The sequence below is a fragment of the Lamprocystis purpurea DSM 4197 genome, assembly GCF_000379525.1.
Lineage (GTDB): Bacteria > Pseudomonadota > Gammaproteobacteria > Chromatiales > Chromatiaceae > Thiodictyon > Thiodictyon purpureum.
Genome location: NZ_KB902498.1, coordinates 98368 through 119764, shown reverse-complemented (window position 1 = coordinate 119764; position 21397 = coordinate 98368). Strand labels below are relative to the sequence as shown.

Below are 21397 nucleotides of genomic sequence, written 5' to 3'. Positions count from 1 at the left end.
CAGACCCGGTTTCTTATGCCACAGAATCTGTCGATTGCCGAGCAGGCGCTGCGCGATGCCGCGCTTGAGTACCATCGTTGCCCGAGCCGGGGCAAGATTTCAGTCACACCGACGAAGCCGCTGTCGAACCAGCATGACCTGTCGCTCGCCTACTCGCCCGGCGTGGCCTACCCCTGCCTCGACATCCAGGCCAACCCGGCACTCGCGGCGGAATACACATCACGCGGGAACCTGGTCGGCGTCGTGACCAACGGCACCGCGGTGCTGGGTTTGGGCGACATTGGCCCACTGGCCGGCAAACCCGTGATGGAGGGCAAGGCCTGTCTCTTCAAGAAATTCGCGGGCATCGATGTGTTCGATATCGAACTGGCCGAGCGCGACCCGGACAAGCTGGTGGACATCATCGCCGCGCTGGAGCCGACCCTGGGCGGCATCAACCTGGAGGACATCAAGGCGCCGGAATGCTTCTACATCGAGCGCGAGCTCAGCAAACGCGTCAATATCCCGGTCTTCCATGACGATCAGCACGGCACGGCCATTATCTCCAGCGCGGCATTGCTCAATGGCCTGGAACTGGTCGGCAAGGATATCGGTCGCGTGAAACTGGCGGTGTCCGGTGCCGGCGCGGCAGCCATCGCCTGTGTGGACGTCATGGTTGGTTTGGGCGTGAAGCGCGAGCACGTTTTCATGGCCGATTCCAAGGGCGTGATCTACGCAGGCCGACCCGGCGGCTTCGATGAATCCAAGGCCCGCTATGCGCAAACCACCGAGGCCCGCACACTGGCGGATGTCGTCAAGGACGCGGACGTTTTTCTCGGCTGCTCCGCGCCCGGCGTGCTGACCGTGGACATGGTGAAAACCATGGCCGCACGGCCCATCATCCTGGCCCTGGCCAACCCCGAGCCCGAGATCCGCCCCGAACTGGCCAAGGCCGCCCGCCCCGACTGTATCATCGCGACCGGCCGCTCGGACTATCCGAACCAGGTCAACAACGTCCTGTGCTTCCCCTATATCTTTCGCGGTGCGCTCGACTGCGGCGCCACCCGAATCACGCCGGAGATGAAACTCGCCTGTGTCCGCCAGATCGCCGATCTGGCCAAGAGCGAGACCAGCGATGAGGTGGCCGCCGCCTACGCCGGGCAAGACTTGACCTTCGGACCCGAGTACCTGATCCCCAAGCCGTTCGACTCGCGCCTGATCCTGCGGATCGCACCCGCCGTGGCCCAGGCCGCCGCCGATTCGGGAGTCGCCACCCGCCCCATCCTCGACATGGATGCCTACAAGGAGACGCTGTCGCGCTTCATTCACCAGACCAGGATGCTCATGCGCCCGGTGTTCAACGCCGCCAAGGCCTTGCCGGACGGCTGCAAGCGCGTCGCCTATTCCGACGGCGAGGACGAACGGGCGTTGCGTGCCGCCCAGATGGCGATCGACGAACAGGTCGCCCGGCCCATCCTGATCGGACGTCCGGCCGTCATCGACGCGCGCATCGCCAAGGCCGGCCTGCGCATGCGCCTCGGGGTCGACGTGGAGAACATCAATCCCGAGGATGACCCGCGCTTTCGTCAGTACTGGGAGCATTACCACCAGCGCATGCGCCGCAATGGCGCCACACCGGCCGAGGCCAAGGCGGCGGTGCGCCGCTCCAACACACGCATCGGCGCGCTGATGGTCGCCCTGGGCGACGCCGACGCCATGCTCTGCGGCCTAGTGGGCGCCTACGAGGCGCACCTCGAATGCATCCAGAGCATCCTTGGTTTGCGGGTGGGCACCAGCAATTACGCCGCGCTCAATGCCCTGATGACCGATCGCGGACCGCTCTTCATTACCGACACCTATGTCAACGAGGACCCCAGCGCGCACCAGTTGGCCGAGATCGCCTGGATGGCCGTACAGGAGGTGCTGCGTTTTGGCCTGCCGCCCAAGGTCGCCTTCCTGTCGCACTCCAGCTTCGGCTCGTCCAAACGGGCGTCGGCCCAGAAGATGCGTTTGGCGCGTGACCTGTTCGCCGCCGCGCATCCCGACATCAATTGTGACGGCGAACTGCACGGCGACGCCGCGCTGGATGAGGACATCCGCGGCCACTACCTGGCCGACTCCACCCTCAAGGGCTCGGCGAACCTGCTGATCTGCCCCAACCTGGATTCGGCCAACATCCTCTATAACGTGCTCAAGACCACCACCGGCCACGGGGTGACGGTGGGTCCGGTGCTGATGGGCGCGGCGGCCACGGCCTACATCCTCACCCCCGCGACCACGGTGCGCCGCATGCTGAATATGACGGCCCTGGCCGTGGCGAGCGCGGCGGCCGCGCGTCAGGACGTCAGCGTTTAGGTGATTTCGGGGAAAGGATCTGCCGACGTGTAGGGGCGACTTAAGTCGCCCCTACCGGCACCCTTATATAGCGTTCGCACCTGATATCCAGACAGACCTTCGTGTAGGGGCGGGTTTGAAACCCGCCCCTACGTCCGGTTATTACGTCCGAAGGCTATAACTCCAAGAATGCTGCTTCCGAAACTGGCCCGGTCCGGATCAGCGCCTAAGCCGGGCCGCACTGCGCCCCTAATAACGCAACAGCAAAGCGCCAGGCTCGGCGACGCAGTACCGACTCGGCGTGAGGCGCGTGTTAGATTGCTATTGACACCGCCCGTTACTTATATACTCCTGAAAACTCTCACGAGCCTCATCGATGAGAAGTCGAAGCTGATCTTCCGGGACACGACTGACGCTAATACCGCAACGTTCTGCTTCTATACTTAGATTGTTGGCTATCTGCTGTCCTGAGATAATAAGCTCCCTTGCGTATTGCTTTTTATGACCATATCCTTTTTTCAATATACGCTTTGCTTCTGTTTCAGATAATTCTTGCGATTCCGAAGGTACAAAACCTGTATCAAGAATAAAGCAACTTGCCGCATCCATCAATGCGAAAACATTGAAATCACCATCGCGATCAGTGATAACCGGAGCGTCATTTAACTTGAAGATAACCCATGTTTCATTTACTTGAAACTGGTTTGGATGAAGCATGGTATGCACCTCTTCCGGAAACCTGACGGCTAAGCGTTTATTGGACTCATCCGATCCCGGCACGGTACCCGCTGCGGGCACGGCCAGATTTAGAGAGAGAATTGTATCCCCGAGCCCGTGGTCGCCGGCCGGTGCCGGACGGCACCTAAGCGACGGTCGGAGCGCATCCGAGGGGGCTGAGAAGAGGGCGCTTGCGGGTCGATAGTAGACCATTTCATCGGAATGCCACGATGCGAGACCTGACCACATCCGATTGTTTTCCAAATCCTTTTCCCTAAAGTTGCCCGCGTTGTTCGAGAGCCAGCCTCACCGTCTCCGGCAAATCGATGTGGGCAAACATAGATGCTTCGTACAAATAGCCGTCGGACTCCGACTTGTCTTCATCAATAACGCGGACCATGTTGTGCGCTGCGGCATCCGCATCTGGTAGTATCGGGTAGACTTTACCCATTATCAGGCTTGCAGGATTGTCCTCGTTATTGATGCAGATCACGAAATTGCTCATGAGATCACCTTCTTTATCTTGAAGTCTCTGCGCCCTACGCCATGCGCTTCGAACCAATGTATTTCGGAATAACAAATTGTGCCATCGGAAAGTCGGACAGTAGCAAACCCTTTCATCTTACGCCAACGCCCCTTACCGTAGGTACGCTCCAAGTAACGCTTAATGTATACCCCTTGCCCGACTGCAATCGTCTCGATTGCGGTGATTGACACCGTGGTCCAGCCCGACATCGCCGTGATCTGCGACCCCGGGAAGCTCGATGAGGCCGGCTGCCGCGGTGCGCCCGACTGGGTGGTCGAGGTCCTGTCCCGCCGCACCGCCGCCAAGGACCAGGGCGAGAAGCGCGACACCTACGAACGAGCCGGCGTCCGGGAATACTGGCTGGTCCATCCCACCGACCGCACCCTGATGATCTACCGCCTCGCGGACGGTGCCTACGGCCGTCCCGAGGTCAGGCCGCTCGTTGGTGAGACGGCGGTCGGGACCATCGGCGGGCTCACCGTCATCTGGCCCTGATTCGGCGTACCCGGCTGCGCATCGTTGACGAAGCATGGAGCCGTCGGCGGGGCTGATGGTGGATGCGCTGCGCTTATCCACCCTACAAAACCGGCGATGCTGTAGCTGTAGGGTGGATAAGGCGCGCCGCACGGTGTTTGGGAACCGGCACATCGGTCGTGCGCGCCGCATCCACCAAGGGTCACTAAAGTCGCCCCTACACGTCGGTACATCCTTTCCCGGAAATCACGTTATCCTTTCGTCCTTCTCCACATAACGCGTCAGCAGCCCCATACCGCCGTCGCCACCAACCCGCGGGATACACACCCGCCAGCCGGCCCCAGGCGCGACGGTTAGGGGCTCGCCCTCCAGGGTCTCCATGTGTTCGAGGCGGAAACGCCGGTTCCCTGCCGGGGTGAGCAGATGCAGGTCATCGCCCACGGCGAAGCGGTTCTTGACCTCGATCGCCAGCCAATCCGGACGCGCCGCCGCGTCCGGCGCCATGACCTCGCCGACGAAGATCTCCCGATCGGTCCGGGAAACACCATCGGCATAGTTCTGGATCTCGGCCGCGGCATGGCGGCGGTAAAAGCCTTCCGTGTATCCGCGGTTGGCCAGGCCCTCCAGTTCGGCGAGCAGTTCCGGGCGGAAACCGCGTCCTGCGAGCGCGTCGTCGATCGCCGCCCGGTAGACCTGGGCGGTCCGCGCGGCGTAATAGTGTGACTTGGTTCGGCCCTCGATCTTCAGACAGTCGATGCCCATGGCCACCAGCCGATCGACATGCGCCACCGCCCGCAGGTCGCGGGCGTTCAGGATGTAGGTGCCGTGCTCGTCCTCGAAGATCGGCATGGCGTCGCCGGGCCGCTTGCCCTCGGTGAGCAGATAGACGGCATCCGCCCGCGGGTGCCGCGCCTGACCGCCGCCGCACTGCCCCGCCTGATCCGCCGGGACATTGGCCAATGCATCGTCCGCCGCGGCGGATGCACCCAACTGGTATTCCCAGCGACAAGCGTTGGTACAAGAGCCCTGATTGGCGTCACGGTGGTTGAAATACCCCGAGAGCAGGCAGCGCCCGGAGTACGCGATGCACAGCGCGCCATGCACGAAGACTTCCAACTCGGTGGTGGGGCAGGCGGCGCGGATCTCGGCGATCTCGTCCAGGGACAGTTCGCGGGACAGGATCACGCGCGTCACGCCCTCGGCGGCCCAAAAACGCACGGCGGCGGCATTGACGGTATTGGCCTGCACCGACAAATGGATGGGCATGTCCGGCCAGCGCTCGCGCACCAGGAGAATCAATCCCGGATCGGCCATGATCAGGGCATCCGGGCCCAAGGCCAGGATCGGCTCCATATCGGCGATGAAGGTGCGGACCTTGGCGCCGTGCGGCATCAGATTGGCGGCCAGGTAAAAGCGCCGGCCCAGGGCATGGGCCTCCTGAATCCCCAAGCCGATGGCCGCGGCATCGAAGTCGTTGTTGCGCACCCGCAAACTGTAACGCGGCAGACCCGCGTACACCGCGTCGGCTCCAAAGGCGAAGGCGTAGCGCAGGTGGCGCAGGCTGCCGGCGGGCGAGAGGAGTTCCGGCCCACGGCGCCCGCCGTCAGCCGATCGCGGCGCGGGCGTCATGCGGCCGGACCAGGATCGCTCGCCGTCGACGCAGCCCTGTGTCTAGGTGCATTCATGAGCGCAGCTCGGCCCCCTGTTCAGTGCAACTCGGCATCAAAGGTCAGCGTCTCATCGGCACCAATGAGCGGCTTACGCAAGACCTCGACCTGGACCCGCTGGCCCGGCAGGGCGTCGATCAGGGCGATGCGGATGTCGGCATAGGTACTGATCGGCTGCTCGCCGACCCGCACGATGCGGTCGCCCTCTTTGACGCCGGCTGCCTTGGCCCCGCTGTCCTCAGAAAATCCCTGGATTTCCAGGCCCTGGTCACCGACCTCAGGGTTCAACATCACTCCGAGCATCCCGGATGGGGGCAGATCGACCGGTCGCGGGAACAGCAGATAGTCCGCCGCGGCCGGGTCGAGTTCACGCTGGTTGGCGTTCAGCAGGCTGACGGCAGACACCGGCTGCCGCCGCAACAGCCGTTTGGGAATCCCCTGACCGTACTCCAGATGCCCGGCGCCGGCCAACACCACCAGGGTCTGCTGCGGGTGCTCCTGGAGGTAGCGGGCGGCGCGCTCGGCCATGCCCTCATCCCACAGGAGTTGCACCTCGATGAACCGCTCGAACGATTTCTTATCCGGCATCGGATGCTGGTCGAACACCGCTTTCACCCGCTCCTGGTAGGCGGTATCCGACCGGTCGATCTCGGCGGGGACCCGCGCCCGCTCCTGGGGGTCGAGGCCGTCGATGCCGACCTCGCCGACGCGTTTGGTCAACGCGGAGTCGAGATTCAAGGCGATCACCGGGATGCGGTGTTCCCGCGCGAACTGCAGGATCGGCCGGTAGAGACGGTAGTCATAGCGCCAGCGGTCGAAATATTCGGTCTGGCCCAGAAATGCCGCCTCATCGATTTCTGCGTTGATGTAGGCGTCGACGACCGACTGGTACGGCTGCTGAAAGAACTCCACGCCGATCGCGACCTCCTTGCCGCGCGCTTTCAGACCCTGGATCACCTTGAGTTGGTTGAGATGATCCTCGTAGCGGTCGTGGCTTTCACCGACGAACACCACACGCCGGTCGGCGATGGCATCGAGCAACTGCTCCATGTTGGTGAGCGTGCGCGGATCGAGCACCCGGGTCGGCGTGTCGACTGGAACCGCGGCGCCCGCCGCCGCGGGTGCGTCCGCCGCCGAAACTGCGACATGAGTGCCCAGCACGAGCGCCAGAGCCAAGGGAAGAATCGATCGACAAGCGGCCACGGCAATCCTCGCTGGTATTGGCCCAAGCCGGGCCGCGTTATCATAAGCCAATTCGGTCATGGCGCCAGAGGATGGACCAAGGCCGCCGACCGCCGCCAATCCGCCACCTGCACGAGCCCCCAGACCCCGATGCGCAAACTCCTCCGCCTCATCCTGCTGCCGATCGTGCTCAGCAGCCTCCTGCTGCCGCTGTCCGTGCTGGCCGACCTGCCGGTCGTCGATCACGAGATCGCGGCGGTCATCGACCCGGCGTCCGGCCAACTGACCGTGACCGATCGACTCACCCTCCCGCCCGGCCGCGACAGCGTCGACCTGGTGCTGCACACCGGCCTGTCGCCGCGCGTCGCGCCGGACCAAGGGACGCTGGAAGTTCTGGGCGAGGATGCGCATCTGGAGGCTCTGCGGCTGCGCCTGACTCCCACGGCCGGCGGCAGCGCGACCCTCACCTACGGCGGCACGATCCGCCATGCGCTGACGGCCGTCAGCGAAGGCATGGGCCGCGAGCAGCAGACAACCCTCGGCACCATCGGGCCGGACGGGGTCTTTCTCGACGGCGGCAGCGGCTGGTACCCACGGATGCCGGGCACACTGCAACGTTTCACGCTGCGGGTCAGCCTGCCCGCGGGCTGGCAGGCCGTTTCCCAAGGCGCCGGACCAGGCAATGGGTCTGATATGGGCTCCGCCTGGGCCGAAACCCAACCCCAGGACGATATCTATCTGATCGCCGCCCCCTTCACACTCTACCGCGACCAGGGCGCCCCGCCGCATCAGGAAGCTGAGGCCCAGGTCTGGCTGCGCACGCCCGATGCGCCACTCGCCGCCGGCTACCTGGCCGCCACGCGGGAGTATCTGGACCTCTACAGCCGGCTCATCGGTCCCTACCCCTACGCCAAGTTCGCCTTGGTCGAGAACTTCTGGGAGACCGGCTACGGCATGCCCTCCTTTACCCTGCTCGGCCCGCAAGTCATCCGGCTGCCGTTCATCATCACGTCCTCTTATCCCCATGAGGTGCTGCACAATTGGTGGGGCAACGGCGTCTATGTCAACTACCAGGGCGGCAACTGGAGCGAAGGGCTCACCGCCTATCTGGCGGATCACCTGATGAAGGAACGCGAGGGCCAGGGCGCCGCCTATCGCCGCGACAGCCTCGCCGCCTTCGCCGACTATGTGCGTACCGGGGCCGACTTCCCGCTCATCGCGTTCCGCGGACGCCATGGCGCGGCCAGTCAGGCGATCGGCTACGGCAAGGCCGCCATGGTCTTTCATAACCTGCGCATCCAGTTGGGCGATGCGGCCTTCATCCAGGGGCTGCAACGCTTCTACACCGACAACCGCTTTCGCGTCGCCGGCTATCCGCAACTGCGCAGCGCCTTCGAGACGGTGTCCGGCCGCGATCTCGGCACCTATTTTACCGCCTGGACCACCCGCACCGGGGCACCGCGCCTGGCCTTGTCCGAGGTCCGGTCCGAACCACTCGCGAACGGCTACCGGGTCAGCGGCCGGGTCGCGCAGACCCAACGGCAGGCCCCCTACCCCTTCGCGGTTCCGGTCGTCGTCCACCTGACCGATGGGGCACCGCGGCAAACCCTGGTCACGCTCACGGGGCGCGACACCGATTTCACCATCGAGCTGCCCGCCGCCCCGCTCCGCGTAGCCCTGGACCCGGAATTCGACAGCTTCAGGACCCTGGAGGCGGGAGAGTCAGCGGTCTCCCTGGGCGGGCTGTTCGGCGCCGCGCAGGGTCTGATCCTGCTCCCCGGTGCCGCACCGCCCGACCTGCTTGAGGCCTATCGCGCACTGGCGACCGAGTGGCAGCGCGGTCATGCGGGCTGGCAGGTCGCGCTGGACAGTGATCACCCGGCGCTCCCGACCGACCGGCCGGTGTGGCTGCTGGGCTGGGAGAACCGTCATCTCGGCGCCTTCGCCGCGGGCAGTCAGGGGTTCAGCCTGGACCCGGCAGCGCGGGCCCTGAACATCGCCGGGGCGGCCGTGGACACCACTGACGCCAGCCTGGCACTCACCCGCCAACGCGGCGATCAGGCGCTCGGCTGGGTCGCGACAACCGACGCCGCGGCAGTGCCCGGACTGACTCGCAAACTCCCCCATTACGGCAAGTACGGCTATCTGGTCTTCACCGGGACGGCGCCCGACAACCGGCAGAAGGGCCAATGGCCGCCCGGCGATTCCCCCCTGGTCCACTGGTTCGGCGAGGCGCGACCCGAACTCACACCCGTGCCGCGATCAAGCCTGGCGGAGCCCCGTTAGCAGCCGATCCGGCGGCGTGCGGCTCTGCCGGTTGGCGGAAGGTCCGCGGAGATCCGCCGGCCGGGGGCTCAACCGAGCAGTGACGGTTGGCACCGGTATTCCTACTAAAATACTCTGTAATGACCATGTTCTGAACAGAGTATTACTTGAGCTTTTCTTGGTCCGCACCCATCCTTGGTTCCGTAGGCAAGAGGGGCAAAGGGAAAACAGGTAGATATATCTGTCGAGCGGCAAGTCAGCCGCTCAGTCAGGCACCTGACATGAACAGGCTTTGCCCATGTTAAGAAGCAAACACCAACCAACCGAGGATAGCGCAATGAGCAACGAGACACTCCGTTCCAAGGATCGTCAGGCCTTCTGGTTCATCGTCGCCATCAGCCTGGCACCGCTGATTCCCTACGCCTTGCGCGGCCAGAGCGAGCAAGCGGCAGTGGGCGCGGACCTGATGGGCGCGGCGCAGCCGGCCGTCATCGCCCCGGCAATGGCATATTGAGGTCAAGCACTCGCGACCGACCGGCCTGATGGGGCGGTCGGCTCGCGGGCAGTCCCAGCCTGAAACAAGCGATCAGATAGAGAGAAACAAAAACAGGGCCATCGGCCCTGTTTTTTTAGCAAATCCTACGGATTTTACTGCACCCGCACAGCAGATCGGAGGTCGAGGTTTCAGCCGAACGCGCCGCCGCCGCCCGCTAAAGCGTCGGCCTCCAGTTGCGTCGCCCCGATCACCGGAGGGTGAGCACGCGCGTACGAAGCTCTTCGGATATCGCCTTAACTCGCGTGCCCCGACACACAGGCATTCGATCGACCAGATCGTTTTTCGCCCTCAAGGCGAAAAACGATTAAAAGCCCATGCGCTCGAAAAAGCTCTTGACCCCATCAAGCCAGGTCGACTCTTGCGGGCTGTGACGCGACCCGCCTTCCTGCATGCTCGTATCGAACTCACGTAACAACTCTTTCTGGCGCTCGGTCAGGTTGACCGGAGTCTCGACCAGCACCCGACAGATCAGGTCGCCGACCACGCTGTCGCGCACCGGCTTCACGCCCTTGCCGCGCACCCGGAACATCTGACCGGTCTGGGTGCCGGCGGGGATCTTGAGGCTGACCTTCCCGTCCAGGGTCGGGACCTCCATCTCACCCCCCAAGGCCGCCACCACGAAACCGATCGGCACCTCGCAATAGAGATGGCTATCCTCACGGGTGAAAATAGGATGCTCCTGCACCTGCACCTGGACATAGAGATCGCCCGCGGACCCCCCATGCTCGCCGCGCTCACCCTCCCCGGCCAGCCGGATGCGATCACCCGTATCCACACCGGGCGGCACCTTGACCGAGAGCGTCTTGTCTTCCTGCAACCGACCGCGCCCGCGACAGTGGGGGCAGGCCTCCTCGATGATCTGACCTTTGCCCCGACACTGGGGGCAAGCCTGCTGGATCGAGAAAAATCCCTGCTGCATCCGCACCTGGCCGGCGCCGCTGCAGGTCGGGCAGGTCTTGGGCTTGGTCCCCGGTTTGGCCCCGGAGCCGCCGCAGAACTGGCATTCGACCAGCGTGGGAATGCGGATCTTGACGTCTTTGCCGGCGACCGCCTCCTCCAGCGTCAGGCTGAGGTCATAGCGCAAATCGGCCCCGCGACCGGTACGCCGACCGCCGCGCCCGCCGAAAATATCGCCGAAGACGTCGCCGAAAATGTCCTGGAATGAACCGCCGGCGAAGTCACCAGGACCGCCGAACCCGCCGGCACCGGCCTCGACACCGGCGTGGCCGAACTGATCATAGGCACTGCGCTTCTTGGCATCCGTCAGCACATCGTACGCCTGCTTGACCTCTTTGAACTTGGCCTCGGCACCGGCGTCTCCGGTATTGCGGTCCGGGTGGTATTTCATGGCGAGACGCCGGAAGGCCTTCTTGACGTCGGCCTCGCTGGCGTTGCGCGCAACCCCCAGGACTTCGTAGTAATCGCGTTTGGGCATTAGCAGCAGTGGTCAGTAGTTGGTGGTCAGTAGTTAGTGGTCAGTGGCTAGTGGCTAGTGGCTAGTGGCTAGTGGTCGGTGGTTCATCGAGCGGGGCCTTTCGCCGCGACATGAACGACGCACGGACGATCCGCCCGCGCGCCGCAAATCAGCGATGACGATCCACTATCCACTAAACCGCGTCTCCACCGAGGTTAGTGAAATCGCCAAGGCCGAACACACCATGAAAGTTACGCATATCGCGCTGGACGCGGTTTAATCACTACTTCTTATCGTCCTTGACTTCTTCGAACTCGGCATCGACCACGTCGTCCTTGCCGCCGCCCGCGGTCTTGGCACCGGCATCCTGGCCCGCCGCATCGGCACCCGCGGCACCCGCGGCACCCTGCGCGTAGAGCCGCTCCGCCATCTTGGCGGAGGAGTCGCCCAGGGCCTTGGTGAGCGACTCGATGCGGTCCTTGTCCTCGCCCTTGATGGCCTCTTCCAGATCACGGATGGCGGACTCGATGCCCGACTTCTCGCCCGCTTCCATCTTGTCGCCCAGTTGCTCCATGGACTTGCGACAGGAGTGAACCATGCTGTCGGCGTGATTACGGGCCGAGACCAGCTCGTGGAAGCGGCGATCGTCTTCCGCATGCGCCTCCGCGTCCTTGACCATCTTGGCCACTTCCGCGTCGGAGAGTCCGGAGGACGCCTTGACGATGATCGACTGCTGCTTACCGGTCGCCTTGTCTTTGGCGGAGACGTTCAGGATGCCGTTGGCATCGATATCGAACTTGACCTCGATCTGCGGGACACCGCGCGGCGCCAGCGGAATGTCGCTGAGATCGAAGCGGCCCAGCGATTTGTTATCCACCGCGCGCTCGCGCTCGCCCTGGAGCACGTGCACCGTCACCGCCGTCTGGTGGTCATCGGCGGTGGAGAAGACCTGCTGGGCGGAGGTCGGGATCGTGGTGTTCTTCTCGATCAGCTTGGTCATGACCCCGCCCAGGGTCTCGATACCGAGCGACAGCGGCGTTACGTCCAGCAGCAACACGTCCTTGACCTGCCCGCCCAACACGCCGCCCTGGATGGCCGCGCCGATGGCGACAGCCTCGTCAGGGTTCACGTCGCGCCGCGGGGTCTTGCCGAAGAACTCCTCGACCTTGGCCTGTACCTTGGGCATCCGGGTCTGACCGCCGACCAGGATCACCTCGTCGATCTGTCCGGCGGTCAGGTTGGCGTCCTTGAGCGCGATCCGGCAGGGTTCGATGGTCCGGTCGACCAGTTCCTCCACCAGGGACTCGAGTTTGGCGCGGGTCAGCTTGACGTTCAGGTGCTTGGGGCCGTTCTGATCGGCCGTGATATACGGCAGATTGATGTCGGTCTGCTGGCTGGACGACAGTTCGATCTTGGCCTTTTCCGCGGCTTCCTTGAGACGCTGCAGCGCCAGCGGGTCATTGTGCACGTCGACGCCCGCGGACTTCTTGAACTCGGCCGCCAGGAATTCGATGATCCGCAAATCGAAATCTTCGCCGCCCAGGAAGGTGTCGCCGTTAGTGGACAGCACCTCGAACTGGTGCTCGCCCTCGATCTCCGCGATTTCGATGATCGAGATATCGAAGGTACCGCCGCCCAGGTCATAGACCGCAATCTTCTGGTCGCCGCGCTTCTTGTCCATCCCGTAGGCCAGGGCCGCGGCGGTGGGCTCGTTGATGATGCGCTTGACCTCGAGGCCGGCGATCCGCCCGGCGTCCTTGGTCGCCTGGCGCTGGGAGTCATTGAAATAGGCCGGGACCGTGATGACGGCCTCGGTGACCGGGTGACCCAGGTAGTCCTCGGCGGTCTTCTTCATCTTTTGCAAGACCTTGGCCGAGATCTCGGGCGGCGCCATCTTCTTGCCGTTGACCTCCACCCAAGCGTCACCATTGTCCGCCTTGACGATCTTGTAGGGCACCATGCCCTTGTCCTTGGCCACCACCTGATCCTCGTAACGCCGGCCGATCAGGCGCTTGATGGCGAACAGCGTGTGCGAGGGGTTGGTGACCGCCTGCCGTTTGGCGGACTGGCCGACCAGGACTTCATTGTCACCACTGTAGGCGACGATCGAGGGCGTCGTCCGATCGCCCTCGGCGTTTTCGATGACCTTGACAGTGTCCCCCTCCATGACGGCGACGCAGGAGTTGGTCGTGCCAAGATCGATACCGATAATCTTTCCCATTCGTTCTCTCCGAATTCTCGTTGCTGGCAAATGGCAGCGGCGCCAGGGCGCCTAATTGGCCCCTCAGTTGGGGGGAAACCCGCGCCGGTTCAAGCCGGTGTGCTCACGCACCCTGGTCCGGGGCGGCGCGGTCGATGCAATCCGTTCAGGCGGCCCGGGACACCATGACCAGCGCCGGGCGCACCAGCCGACCATTCAGCGTGTACCCTTTCTGCATGACGGTGGTGACCGTATTGGGGGCCACATCGTCGCGCGGCTGCAGGGTCATGGCCTGGTGGAACTCCGGGTTGAATGGTTCACCCAGGGGCTCCACGGGGACGACGCCGAAGCGCGCCAAGGCGTCGGACAGGAGTTTGAGGGTCAGCGCGGTACCCTCGCGCAACCGCGTCAGGTCGGCCCCCTCATCCCGGGCGGCGTCGTGTCCCAACTCCAGGCTGTCCTGCACCGGCAGTAGTTCACGCACGAAGCTGTCTAAGGCATATTTATGAGCCTTTTCCAGCTCCAGTGCCTGGCGCTTGCGCAGGTTGTCCAATTCGGCACGTGCCCGCAGCAGTTGGTCCCAGTGTTCGTCGGCCTTGGCGCGGGCAGCGGCCAATTCGGCCAGCAGCACCGCGCTGCCGGGGGCCGGCGACTCAGCCTCCGCGGCGGTGAGCAATTCAGGACCATCCGCAGATGCCGCCGATCGCGACGCGGTCGGGTCGGAATTCAAGTCAGTGTTCGGGTTTGTCATAGGGTCAGTGATTTGATTATCCGTTGTCTGCGTCGTCATGGTGACCTCCGTAACTGCAATCGACCGTGCCGCCGCGCCCCGCTCCGGACGCCGCCACCCAGCCGGAAATAAATGGCTACTGCCGCAATGCGGCGGCCAGCAGCCGCGCGGTGACGTCCACGATCGGAATCACCCGCTGGTAATCCATGCGGGTCGGCCCGATGACTCCGAGCACACCCACCACCTGATCATCCACCCGGTAGGCCGTCGTCACCAGGCTGCAGTCGTCGAGCAGGTCATATCCGGACTCCTCGCCGATGAAAATCTGCACCCCGTCAGCCTCGATACAGCGGTCCAGGATGTGCAGGATCTCGCGCTTCTGGTTGAAGGCGTCAAACAGGTGCTTGAGCCGCTCCATGTTCGCCAACTCGCCGAATTCCATCAGGTTGGTCTGACCGGCGATGACACAGTCATCGGTGCGTTCGGCCGCCGCCACCACGTCATGGGCCAGGGTCACGGCGCGCATCATCAGCGCATCCATGTTCTGGTGGGTGTTCTTCAGGTCTTCCAGGAGACGCTTGCGCACCTCGCTGATGTCCTGCCCGGTAAACATCCGGTTCAGATAATTCGATGCCTCTTCCAGCATGGAGCGGGTGATGGCATGCTCGGTCGTAATGATCCGATTATGCACCTCACCCTCGCCGGTGATCAGGATCGCCAGCACCCGCGCTCCCGACAACGGCAATAATTCGATCTGCCGGAAGGCGTTGCGCTCATGCCGCGGCAGCATCACCACGCCCGCCAGGTGAGTAATCCCCGACAGCATCCGCGACGTCGCCTCCACCAGCGACTTGGAGTCGGTCGGGCCGGTGAAGCGCTGCCGCAGGTTCTCCATGTCCTCCTCGGAGGGCGGCCGCATCGTCAGCAACGAATCCACGAACAGCCGATAACCGGCCACCGTCGGCACCCGCCCGGCCGAGGTGTGGGGCGACACCACCAGCCCCAGGTCTTCCAGATCAGCCATCACGTTGCGGATCGTCGCCGGACTCAATTCAAGACCCGCGTCCTTCGAGAGCGTCCGGGAGCCCACCGGCTGACCGTCCTTGATATAGCGTTCCACCAGCACCTTCAGAAAGTGCATGGCGCGCTCGCTGACCTGGGTGTCGCAGTATTTGGCTTGTGCTGTCAATGGATGCCTGCCCTAGTGTTTGCCGCGTTGACCCACCTTATCTGTTTCTCGCTGCCTGGCTGCCGGACTCGGCATCGGCGCCGGGATTGGCCGCTCTCGGGGGGAACGAGAACCGCGCGGGAGATCGCGCGCGCCGAACCAGCCGTCTGTTAGCACTCTCTTGATTCGAGTGCTAACCCTCGCACAATCTAGGGACTCACCACGAGACTGTCAAGGTAGGCACCGGATCATGGCCAACCCCGGCAGCGCGCCCTGAGCGTCGCGCAACAATCTTGCAGCGGCGCACTTGGCGTACCGCACCGCCCATGCTACCGTTTCGGACTGACCACCTGCCCGCAACCAGCGCGGACCCCCAAGGAAGCCCATGCGGCAATTCCGAATCGTCGGCATCATCGGTAAACAGAGCGAGGAGCCCGAAGTCGAGGCCACCCTGCGCCGGCTGACCGAACACCTGCGACTGCGCGGCTGCCAAGTCCTGCTGGACGCCGAGAGCGCTCGCCTGCTGCGCCTGCGGCCCGAGGAGGGCGTGCCGGTGGCGGTGCTCGGGGCGCGCTGCGATCTGGTCGTGGTGGTCGGCGGCGACGGCACCCTGCTCCATGCCGCCCGCGCCCTGGCGGGCAGCCGGGTGCAGTTGCTCGGCATCAATCTGGGCCGCCTCGGGTTCCTGGTCGACATCCTGCCCGAGCACAGTGAAACCGCGCTGGATGCGATTCTGGAGGGTGAGTATGAGACCGATACGCGCAGCCTGCTCACCGCCGCGGTGCTCGCGTGCGACGACACCCCGCCGGAGCGCGCCTATGCGGCTTTGAACGACGTGGTGATCCACAAATGGAACACGGCGCGCATGATCGAGTTCGAGACCTACATCGATGGCGCCTTCGTCAATGCCCAACGCTCGGACGGACTGATCATTTCGACCCCCACCGGCTCGACCGCCTACGCGCTGTCCGGCGGCGGGCCCCTGGTCGCGCCTTCCCTGGACGCCATCCTGCTGGTGCCGATCTGCCCGCACGACCTCAGCAACCGCCCGCTGGTCGTGCCGGGTGCCAGCCGCATCGAGATCCGGGTCTGTGGTCCGGACAACGGCGATGCCCAGATGACCTGCGACGGCCAGACCGCGGTCCCACTCCTGCGCAAGACCCGCCTGCGCGTCGAGCGTCATCCCAATCAGGTCGGCCTGCTCCACCCTAAGGGCCACAACCATTATCAGATTCTCCGCGCCAAGCTCGGCTGGGGAGGACTGACGCCGGTCTCGCTGACATGTTGAGCGGACCGCCCCGGCTGCGCCGGCGCGCCCGCCCGATTGTCGGATGGGTCGGGCGCGGCGAAACCCATCCCCCGCACCGGTGCAGCCCATGCTGACCCACATCCTGATCCAGGACGTCGCCATCGTCAGCCGCCTGGAGCTGGACTGCGCCGCCGGGCTCAGCGCCCTCACCGGCGAGACCGGCGCCGGCAAATCCATCCTCATCGACGCCCTGGGCATCGCCCTGGGAGACAAAGCCGATGCCGCCGTCATCCGCGCCGGACGGGAGCGCGCCGAGGTCGTCGCCAGCTTCGACCTGGTCCAGTGTCCGGCCGCGCGCGCCTGGCTGGCGGAACAGGCCTTGGACGACGACGGCGACTGCATCGTCCGCCGCCTGATCGCCCGCGAAGGCCGCTCCCGCGCCTTCATCAACGGCCGCGCGGCGAGCACCACCCAACTGCGCGAACTCGGCGACCGGCTGGTCGACATCCACGGCCAGCACGCCCACCAGTCACTGCTGCGCGCCAATGATCAGCGCACCCTGCTCGACGCCTACGGCGGCCATCCGGACCTGGCCGCCGCGGTGGCCGCGGCCTTTCGCGACTACCGGACGCTGGACCGCCGGCTCACCGAACTCGAAGGCGCCGCGGCCGAACGGGCCGAACGCCTCGATCTGCTGCGTTTTCAGGTCGATGAACTCGATGCACTCGGTCTCAAGGCCGAAGAACTCGTGTCGCTGGATCAGGAACAGCGGCGGCTGAGCCATCTGGGTCGGCTCCAGGAGGTCGGGGCCGCGGTCCTGCAAGGGCTGGCCGAGTCGGAGCCGGCCATCGAGGACCAACTGCGTAGCGCCGCGGCGGATCTCAGCGAACTGGAGACCATCGATCCCGCGCTGGCCGAGGCGCGGGAGCTGCTGGAAGGCGCCGCGATCCACGCCCATGAAGCGGCCGTCAGCCTGCGCCATTACCTGGACGGACTCGACCTGGACCCCGCCACCCTGGCCACGGTGGAGGCCCGGCTCGCGCAGATCCACGAATTCGCCCGCAAGTACCGCGTCTTCGCCCCGCAACTCCCCGACCTGCTCGATACCCGCCGCGCCGAACTTGCGACCCTGCAACAGGCCGACCAGACCCTCGACACCCTGCGCGGCGAGCGCGACGCTGCTTGGACCGCCTTCGGCGCCCAGGCGGCCCGGCTGTCGCAGGCCCGCGCCGACGCATCCGCCCGGCTAGGCGACACCGTGACCCAGGCGATGCAGCAACTCGGGATGACCGGCGGGCGCTTCGCCGTCGCGCTGGAGGCGCTGCCCGCCGAATCCGCGGGCGCCGGCGGCATGGAGCGGATCGCGTTTCTGGTCAGTGCCAACCCCGGCCAGCCCATGCAGGCCCTGGCGCGGGTCGCCTCCGGCGGCGAACTCTCCCGCATCAGCCTCGCCATCCAGGTCGCCACCGCGGAATGCGGCAGCGTCCCCACCCTGGTCTTCGACGAGGTGGACGTCGGCATCGGCGGCGGCGTCGCCGAGATCGTCGGGCGCCTGCTGCGCCGCCTGGGCGCCGCCCGTCAGGTGCTGTGCGTCACCCACCTGCCGCAAGTGGCCGCCCAGGCCCACCACCAACTGCGGGTCAGCAAAGAGACTGTCGACGGACAGACCCATACCCACATCGAACCGCTCGACCCCGCCGCCCGGGTCGAGGAAATCGCCCGCATGCTCGGCGGCACCGAGATCACCCGCCGTACGCGCGACCATGCGCGCGAGATGCTCGATCGTGCACGGGACGAAAACGCGGCCTAGATCGTCGGGGCGGAATCGCCGTACCTCGCCAAAGCGGCTGGTGCGGATCTGTCCACCGAACAAGAAGATGCTCTCACAAAGACACAAAGACACGAAGAAGAACAGAGAGATAAGAAGCCATGAAAGGCTTCTCTATCTTTGTGTCTTTGTGTCTTTGTGTCTTCGTGAGAGAATTTCTTTTCTTTCTTCCGCGTCTTCGTGAAAAACCCTTGATCGGGCTCCCAGGCTCAAACACCTAGGATGCGGTGAGTACTCGGACACTGGTGGCGAATGTTCGCTCGCTCCCACGCTCCAGCGCTCTTCGTTATACACATCGTCTCTCGATATCCTCGCGGGCCTGGAGTGCGATGACGAACTCCCGCGCGCGCTGCAATCCGAGCCAGATGGTCTTCGGGCCCGGAGGGCCGTCGTGATTGCGGTTGAGGTAACCGTTCGTGGTGACCGGTGTGACCATGGACCCGCTTGACCCGCTCGCCAACAGCACGTTCAGCGCCACCATCACGGTGCAGTACCAGGGCACGATCGCCGGCACGCTCGGCACCCTGCAGGTGTGGGCCAACCAGGGCGACACCCAGGGCTGCTCCGCGGTCGGGGACCAATCGGCGACCCTGGGACGCGTCGCGGTCGGTGCCAAACGCACGGTGACGGTCAACGGCCTGCCGGCCGGGACGGCCGGGGCCAAGACCCTGCGCGTCTTCATCGACAGCCAGTGCCAGACCGCCGAAACCAATGAGACCTACAACCAGTTCACCAAGGCGTATACCGTCGTCGGCCGGCCGACACCTGATTTCGTGGTGACCAGCATCGTCCTGCCCTCCGGCAACCCGAGCGCCGGCGCAACCTTCAGTGCGACGGTCACGGTCAAGAACCAGGGCTCGGGGGCCGGCAATGGAGGCTATCTGGATGTCTGGGTCGATCAACCCACGGCCCAGACCTGTCGAGCGGATGGCGACACCTTTGTCAGTGTCGGCACCCTGGCGGCGGGCGCCAGCACTACTCTGACCATCGACGGACTGCTCGGGGGAGCCGCCGGGACCAAGGCTCTGCGTGCCTTCGTGGACAGCTACTGCGACACGCGGGAGACCCGCGAGGGCAATAACCAGAAAACAGCGGTCTATTCGGTCGACCCCTAAGGCGATTGGCGGCATCGACCGGATCAGGGTCGATTTTCGTTCGGCGTCAGGGCTACAGGGGCGACTAAAGTCGCCCCTACACGTTGGTCCATCTTTTCCCGGAAATCACCTAGGGCAACCACCGACCGGCACGCCCCGCTCAGGCCGCCAAGGCCTGCTCCGTCGCCACATCGTGCACCACGGTCGGCACCGACCGATTCAGCGCCGCCAGCACCGCCTGCAGTGAGGCACCCGCCACGTCGCGGTCGATCGCCGCCCCGCTGACCCGCTCCCCGTCCACAGTGATCAGGGCATAGGCCGCCGCCTCCGCATCGGTGCCCTCGCCGATGGCGTGTTCCTGGTAATCCAGCACCTGAATGGACTGACCGAAGGCGCGCGTCCAAGCATCGACGAAAGCGCCGATGGCCCCCTGACCCTCACCGTGCAGGGTGCGCTCCCCGGCGGGAGTGCCGAGACGGACCTCGATCCGGTCGTGACCGTTGCGGGCCAGTCGATAGCCGGTCAACCGCCAAGGCCCCTGATCGCGCACGAAGTGCTCACGGAACAACTGGTGAATCCGTGGCCCGTCGATCTCACCGCCGTCGCGTTCGCTCTCGCGCTGGACGATCTGCGCCAGTTCGATCTGGAGCCAGCGCGGCAGGTTGAGCCCATGTTCACGCTCCATCACGAAAGCCACCCCGCCCTTGCCGGACTGGCTGTTGACCCGCACTACTTCCTGATAGGTGCGGCCCAGGTCGCGCGGGTCGATCGGCAGGTAGGCCACCTGCCAGGGCGCGTCCGCGCTCTGCCGCTTGAGACACTTGTGGATGGCGTCCTGGTGACTGCCCGAGAAGGCGGTGTAGACCAGTTCGCCCACCCAGGGATGCCGGGGGTGGGTGGGAATCCCAGTGCACTCGCTCACCACCGCGAGGATTTCGTCCGGCCGGCTGAGATCGAGCCCAGGGTCGATGCCCTGGCTGTACAGGTTCATGGCGAGCGTGACGAGGTCCATATTACCGGTGCGCTCGCCGTTGCCGAGCAAGGTCCCTTCCACCCGGTCGGCGCCGGCCAGCAGCGCCAATTCGGCTGCCGCGACCGCTCCGCCGCGGTCGTTATGGGTGTGTACCGAGAGGATCAGCGCGTCCCGCCGGCTGATGTGAGTCGCGAACCATTCGACCTGATCGGCGAAGCGGTTGGGGCTCGCCACCTCCACCGTGGCCGGCAGGTTGATGATGCAGGGGTGATCCGGGGTCGGCGCCCATTCCGCGATCACCGCCTCGCACACCTCGACCGCATAATCCGGCTCGGTGGCGGTGAAACTCTCCGGTGAATACTGGAAGGTCCAGTGCGTCTGCGGATAGTTGGCCGCCTCCTCCCGCACCCAGCGGGCACCCTGGCGGGCAATCGCCTTGACGCCCTCCCGATCGCTGCCGAACACCCAGTCACGCTGCACCGGGGAGGTGGAGTTATAGACATGGACGATCGCCCGCGGCGCCCCGGCCAGCGCCTCGAAAGTGCGGCGGATCAGGTCTTGGCGCGCCTGCACCAGAACCTGCACCGTGACATCCGCGGGAATCTGATCCGCCTCGATCAGCCAGCGCACGAAGTCGAAGTCCGGTTGACTGGCCGCGGGAAAACCGACCTCGATCTCCTTCACGCCCAGGCGGACCAGCAGCCCCCAGAGACGGCGCTTCTGCGCCACGCCCATCGGCTCCAGCAGCGCCTGATTGCCGTCGCGCAGGTCGACGCTGGCCCAGATCGGCGCCTGTTGGATACTGCAGTCGGGCCACTGGCGGTGCGGCATCGCCAACACCGGGCCAGGTTGGTACTTGCGGTGGTCGAAGTGCATCATAGCTGTCTCTCTTGCTGGTCTCGTGGGGCGTCCGGTCCCCCGGCGGGGGGCGCGCTGAGGCCGTACTCCTGGGATTCGGCTTGCTGACCTCGCCCTGGTGGGGCACTGAGGCGGCCCCGCTCCCGGTAAGGAACTGGGGCCTGATCGGCGCATGCCTGGTGG

General features: G+C 65.0%; 16 protein-coding genes. 7 read left to right on the top strand and 9 right to left on the bottom strand.

Annotated features, from left to right (window positions below; genetic code table 11):
* Nucleotides 1-15 precede the first annotated feature (15 nt).
* On the top strand, nt 16-2334 hold the full coding sequence (locus A39O_RS0114825; RefSeq protein ID WP_020505447.1) for an NADP-dependent malic enzyme: 2319 nt from the start codon (nt 16-18) through the stop codon (nt 2332-2334).
* Between the two features lie 300 nt (nt 2335-2634).
* Here A39O_RS0114825 and A39O_RS40830 read toward each other — a convergent pair whose 3' ends face one another.
* Both A39O_RS40830 and A39O_RS0114820 read right to left on the bottom strand, forming a co-directional pair.
* Entirely contained in the window at nt 2635-3030 is a 396-nt protein-coding gene (locus tag A39O_RS40830) for a hypothetical protein (protein WP_157640119.1), read from the bottom strand.
* A gap of 274 nt (nt 3031-3304) precedes the next feature.
* On the bottom strand, nt 3305-3535 hold the full coding sequence (locus tag A39O_RS0114820) for a hypothetical protein (RefSeq protein WP_020505446.1): 231 nt from the start codon (nt 3533-3535) through the stop codon (nt 3305-3307).
* Nucleotides 3536-3736: 201 nt separating this feature from the next.
* Here A39O_RS0114820 and A39O_RS33630 point away from each other — a divergent pair, with 201 nt between their 5' ends.
* Nucleotides 3737-4051, top strand: coding sequence for a Uma2 family endonuclease (locus A39O_RS33630; RefSeq protein WP_020505445.1), 315 nt, complete (start codon nt 3737-3739; stop codon nt 4049-4051).
* A 225-nt stretch (nt 4052-4276) separates the two neighbouring features.
* Here the strand turns inward: A39O_RS33630 and trhP are convergent, their stop codons facing one another.
* Entirely contained in the window at nt 4277-5659 is a 1383-nt protein-coding gene (trhP, locus tag A39O_RS0114810) for a prephenate-dependent tRNA uridine(34) hydroxylase TrhP (protein ID WP_020505444.1), read from the bottom strand.
* 77 nt (nt 5660-5736) lie between these two features.
* On the bottom strand, nt 5737-6873 hold the full coding sequence (locus A39O_RS0114805) for a ChaN family lipoprotein (protein WP_020505443.1): 1137 nt from the start codon (nt 6871-6873) through the stop codon (nt 5737-5739).
* 156 nt (nt 6874-7029) lie between these two features.
* Here A39O_RS0114805 and A39O_RS0114800 point away from each other — a divergent pair, with 156 nt between their 5' ends.
* Nucleotides 7030-9165, top strand: a complete 2136-nt coding sequence (locus tag A39O_RS0114800; protein WP_020505442.1) for a M1 family metallopeptidase — start codon at nt 7030-7032, stop codon at nt 9163-9165.
* A 316-nt stretch (nt 9166-9481) separates the two neighbouring features.
* Entirely contained in the window at nt 9482-9658 is a 177-nt protein-coding gene (locus A39O_RS40825; RefSeq protein WP_020505441.1) for a hypothetical protein, read from the top strand.
* Nucleotides 9659-10004: 346 nt separating this feature from the next.
* Here A39O_RS40825 and dnaJ read toward each other — a convergent pair whose 3' ends face one another.
* The 4 genes from dnaJ to hrcA all read right to left on the bottom strand — a co-directional run bounded on the left by dnaJ (nt 10005) and on the right by hrcA (nt 15185).
* Nucleotides 10005-11135: a molecular chaperone DnaJ gene (dnaJ, locus tag A39O_RS0114790; protein WP_020505440.1), complete on the bottom strand. Its 1131-nt coding sequence runs from the start codon at nt 11133-11135 to the stop codon at nt 10005-10007.
* Nucleotides 11136-11397: 262 nt separating this feature from the next.
* The gene (gene dnaK, locus A39O_RS0114780) at nt 11398-13335 is read right to left on the bottom strand and encodes a molecular chaperone DnaK (protein WP_020505438.1); all 1938 of its coding nucleotides are present in this window, start codon (nt 13333-13335) and stop codon (nt 11398-11400) included.
* Nucleotides 13336-13480: 145 nt separating this feature from the next.
* A complete protein-coding gene (grpE, locus tag A39O_RS0114775; RefSeq protein ID WP_085954695.1) occupies nt 13481-14065 on the bottom strand; it encodes a nucleotide exchange factor GrpE in 585 nt (194 codons plus the stop codon).
* Nucleotides 14066-14180: 115 nt separating this feature from the next.
* Nucleotides 14181-15185 (bottom strand): heat-inducible transcriptional repressor HrcA, encoded by a 1005-nt coding sequence (gene hrcA / locus A39O_RS0114770; protein ID WP_083924695.1) that lies wholly within the window; start codon nt 15183-15185, stop codon nt 14181-14183.
* Between the two features lie 412 nt (nt 15186-15597).
* On the opposite strand from hrcA, the gene A39O_RS0114765 reads away from it, so the two are divergent.
* The 3 genes from A39O_RS0114765 (at nt 15598) to A39O_RS0114750 (ending at nt 19404) form a co-directional block, all read left to right on the top strand.
* Nucleotides 15598-16500 carry an NAD(+) kinase gene (locus tag A39O_RS0114765; protein ID WP_020505435.1) on the top strand — a complete coding sequence of 301 codons (903 nt, stop codon included), beginning with the start codon at nt 15598-15600 and terminating at the stop codon, nt 16498-16500.
* Nucleotides 16501-16588: 88 nt separating this feature from the next.
* Nucleotides 16589-18271 (top strand): DNA repair protein RecN, encoded by a 1683-nt coding sequence (recN, locus tag A39O_RS0114760; RefSeq protein ID WP_020505434.1) that lies wholly within the window; start codon nt 16589-16591, stop codon nt 18269-18271.
* Between the two features lie 452 nt (nt 18272-18723).
* Complete coding sequence (locus A39O_RS0114750) at nt 18724-19404, top strand: CARDB domain-containing protein (RefSeq protein ID WP_040527879.1); 681 nt, start codon at nt 18724-18726, stop codon at nt 19402-19404.
* A gap of 139 nt (nt 19405-19543) precedes the next feature.
* Here the strand turns inward: A39O_RS0114750 and leuA are convergent, their stop codons facing one another.
* Entirely contained in the window at nt 19544-21235 is a 1692-nt protein-coding gene (leuA, locus tag A39O_RS0114745) for a 2-isopropylmalate synthase (RefSeq protein WP_020505431.1), read from the bottom strand.
* Between the last annotated feature and the right edge of the window lie 162 nt (nt 21236-21397).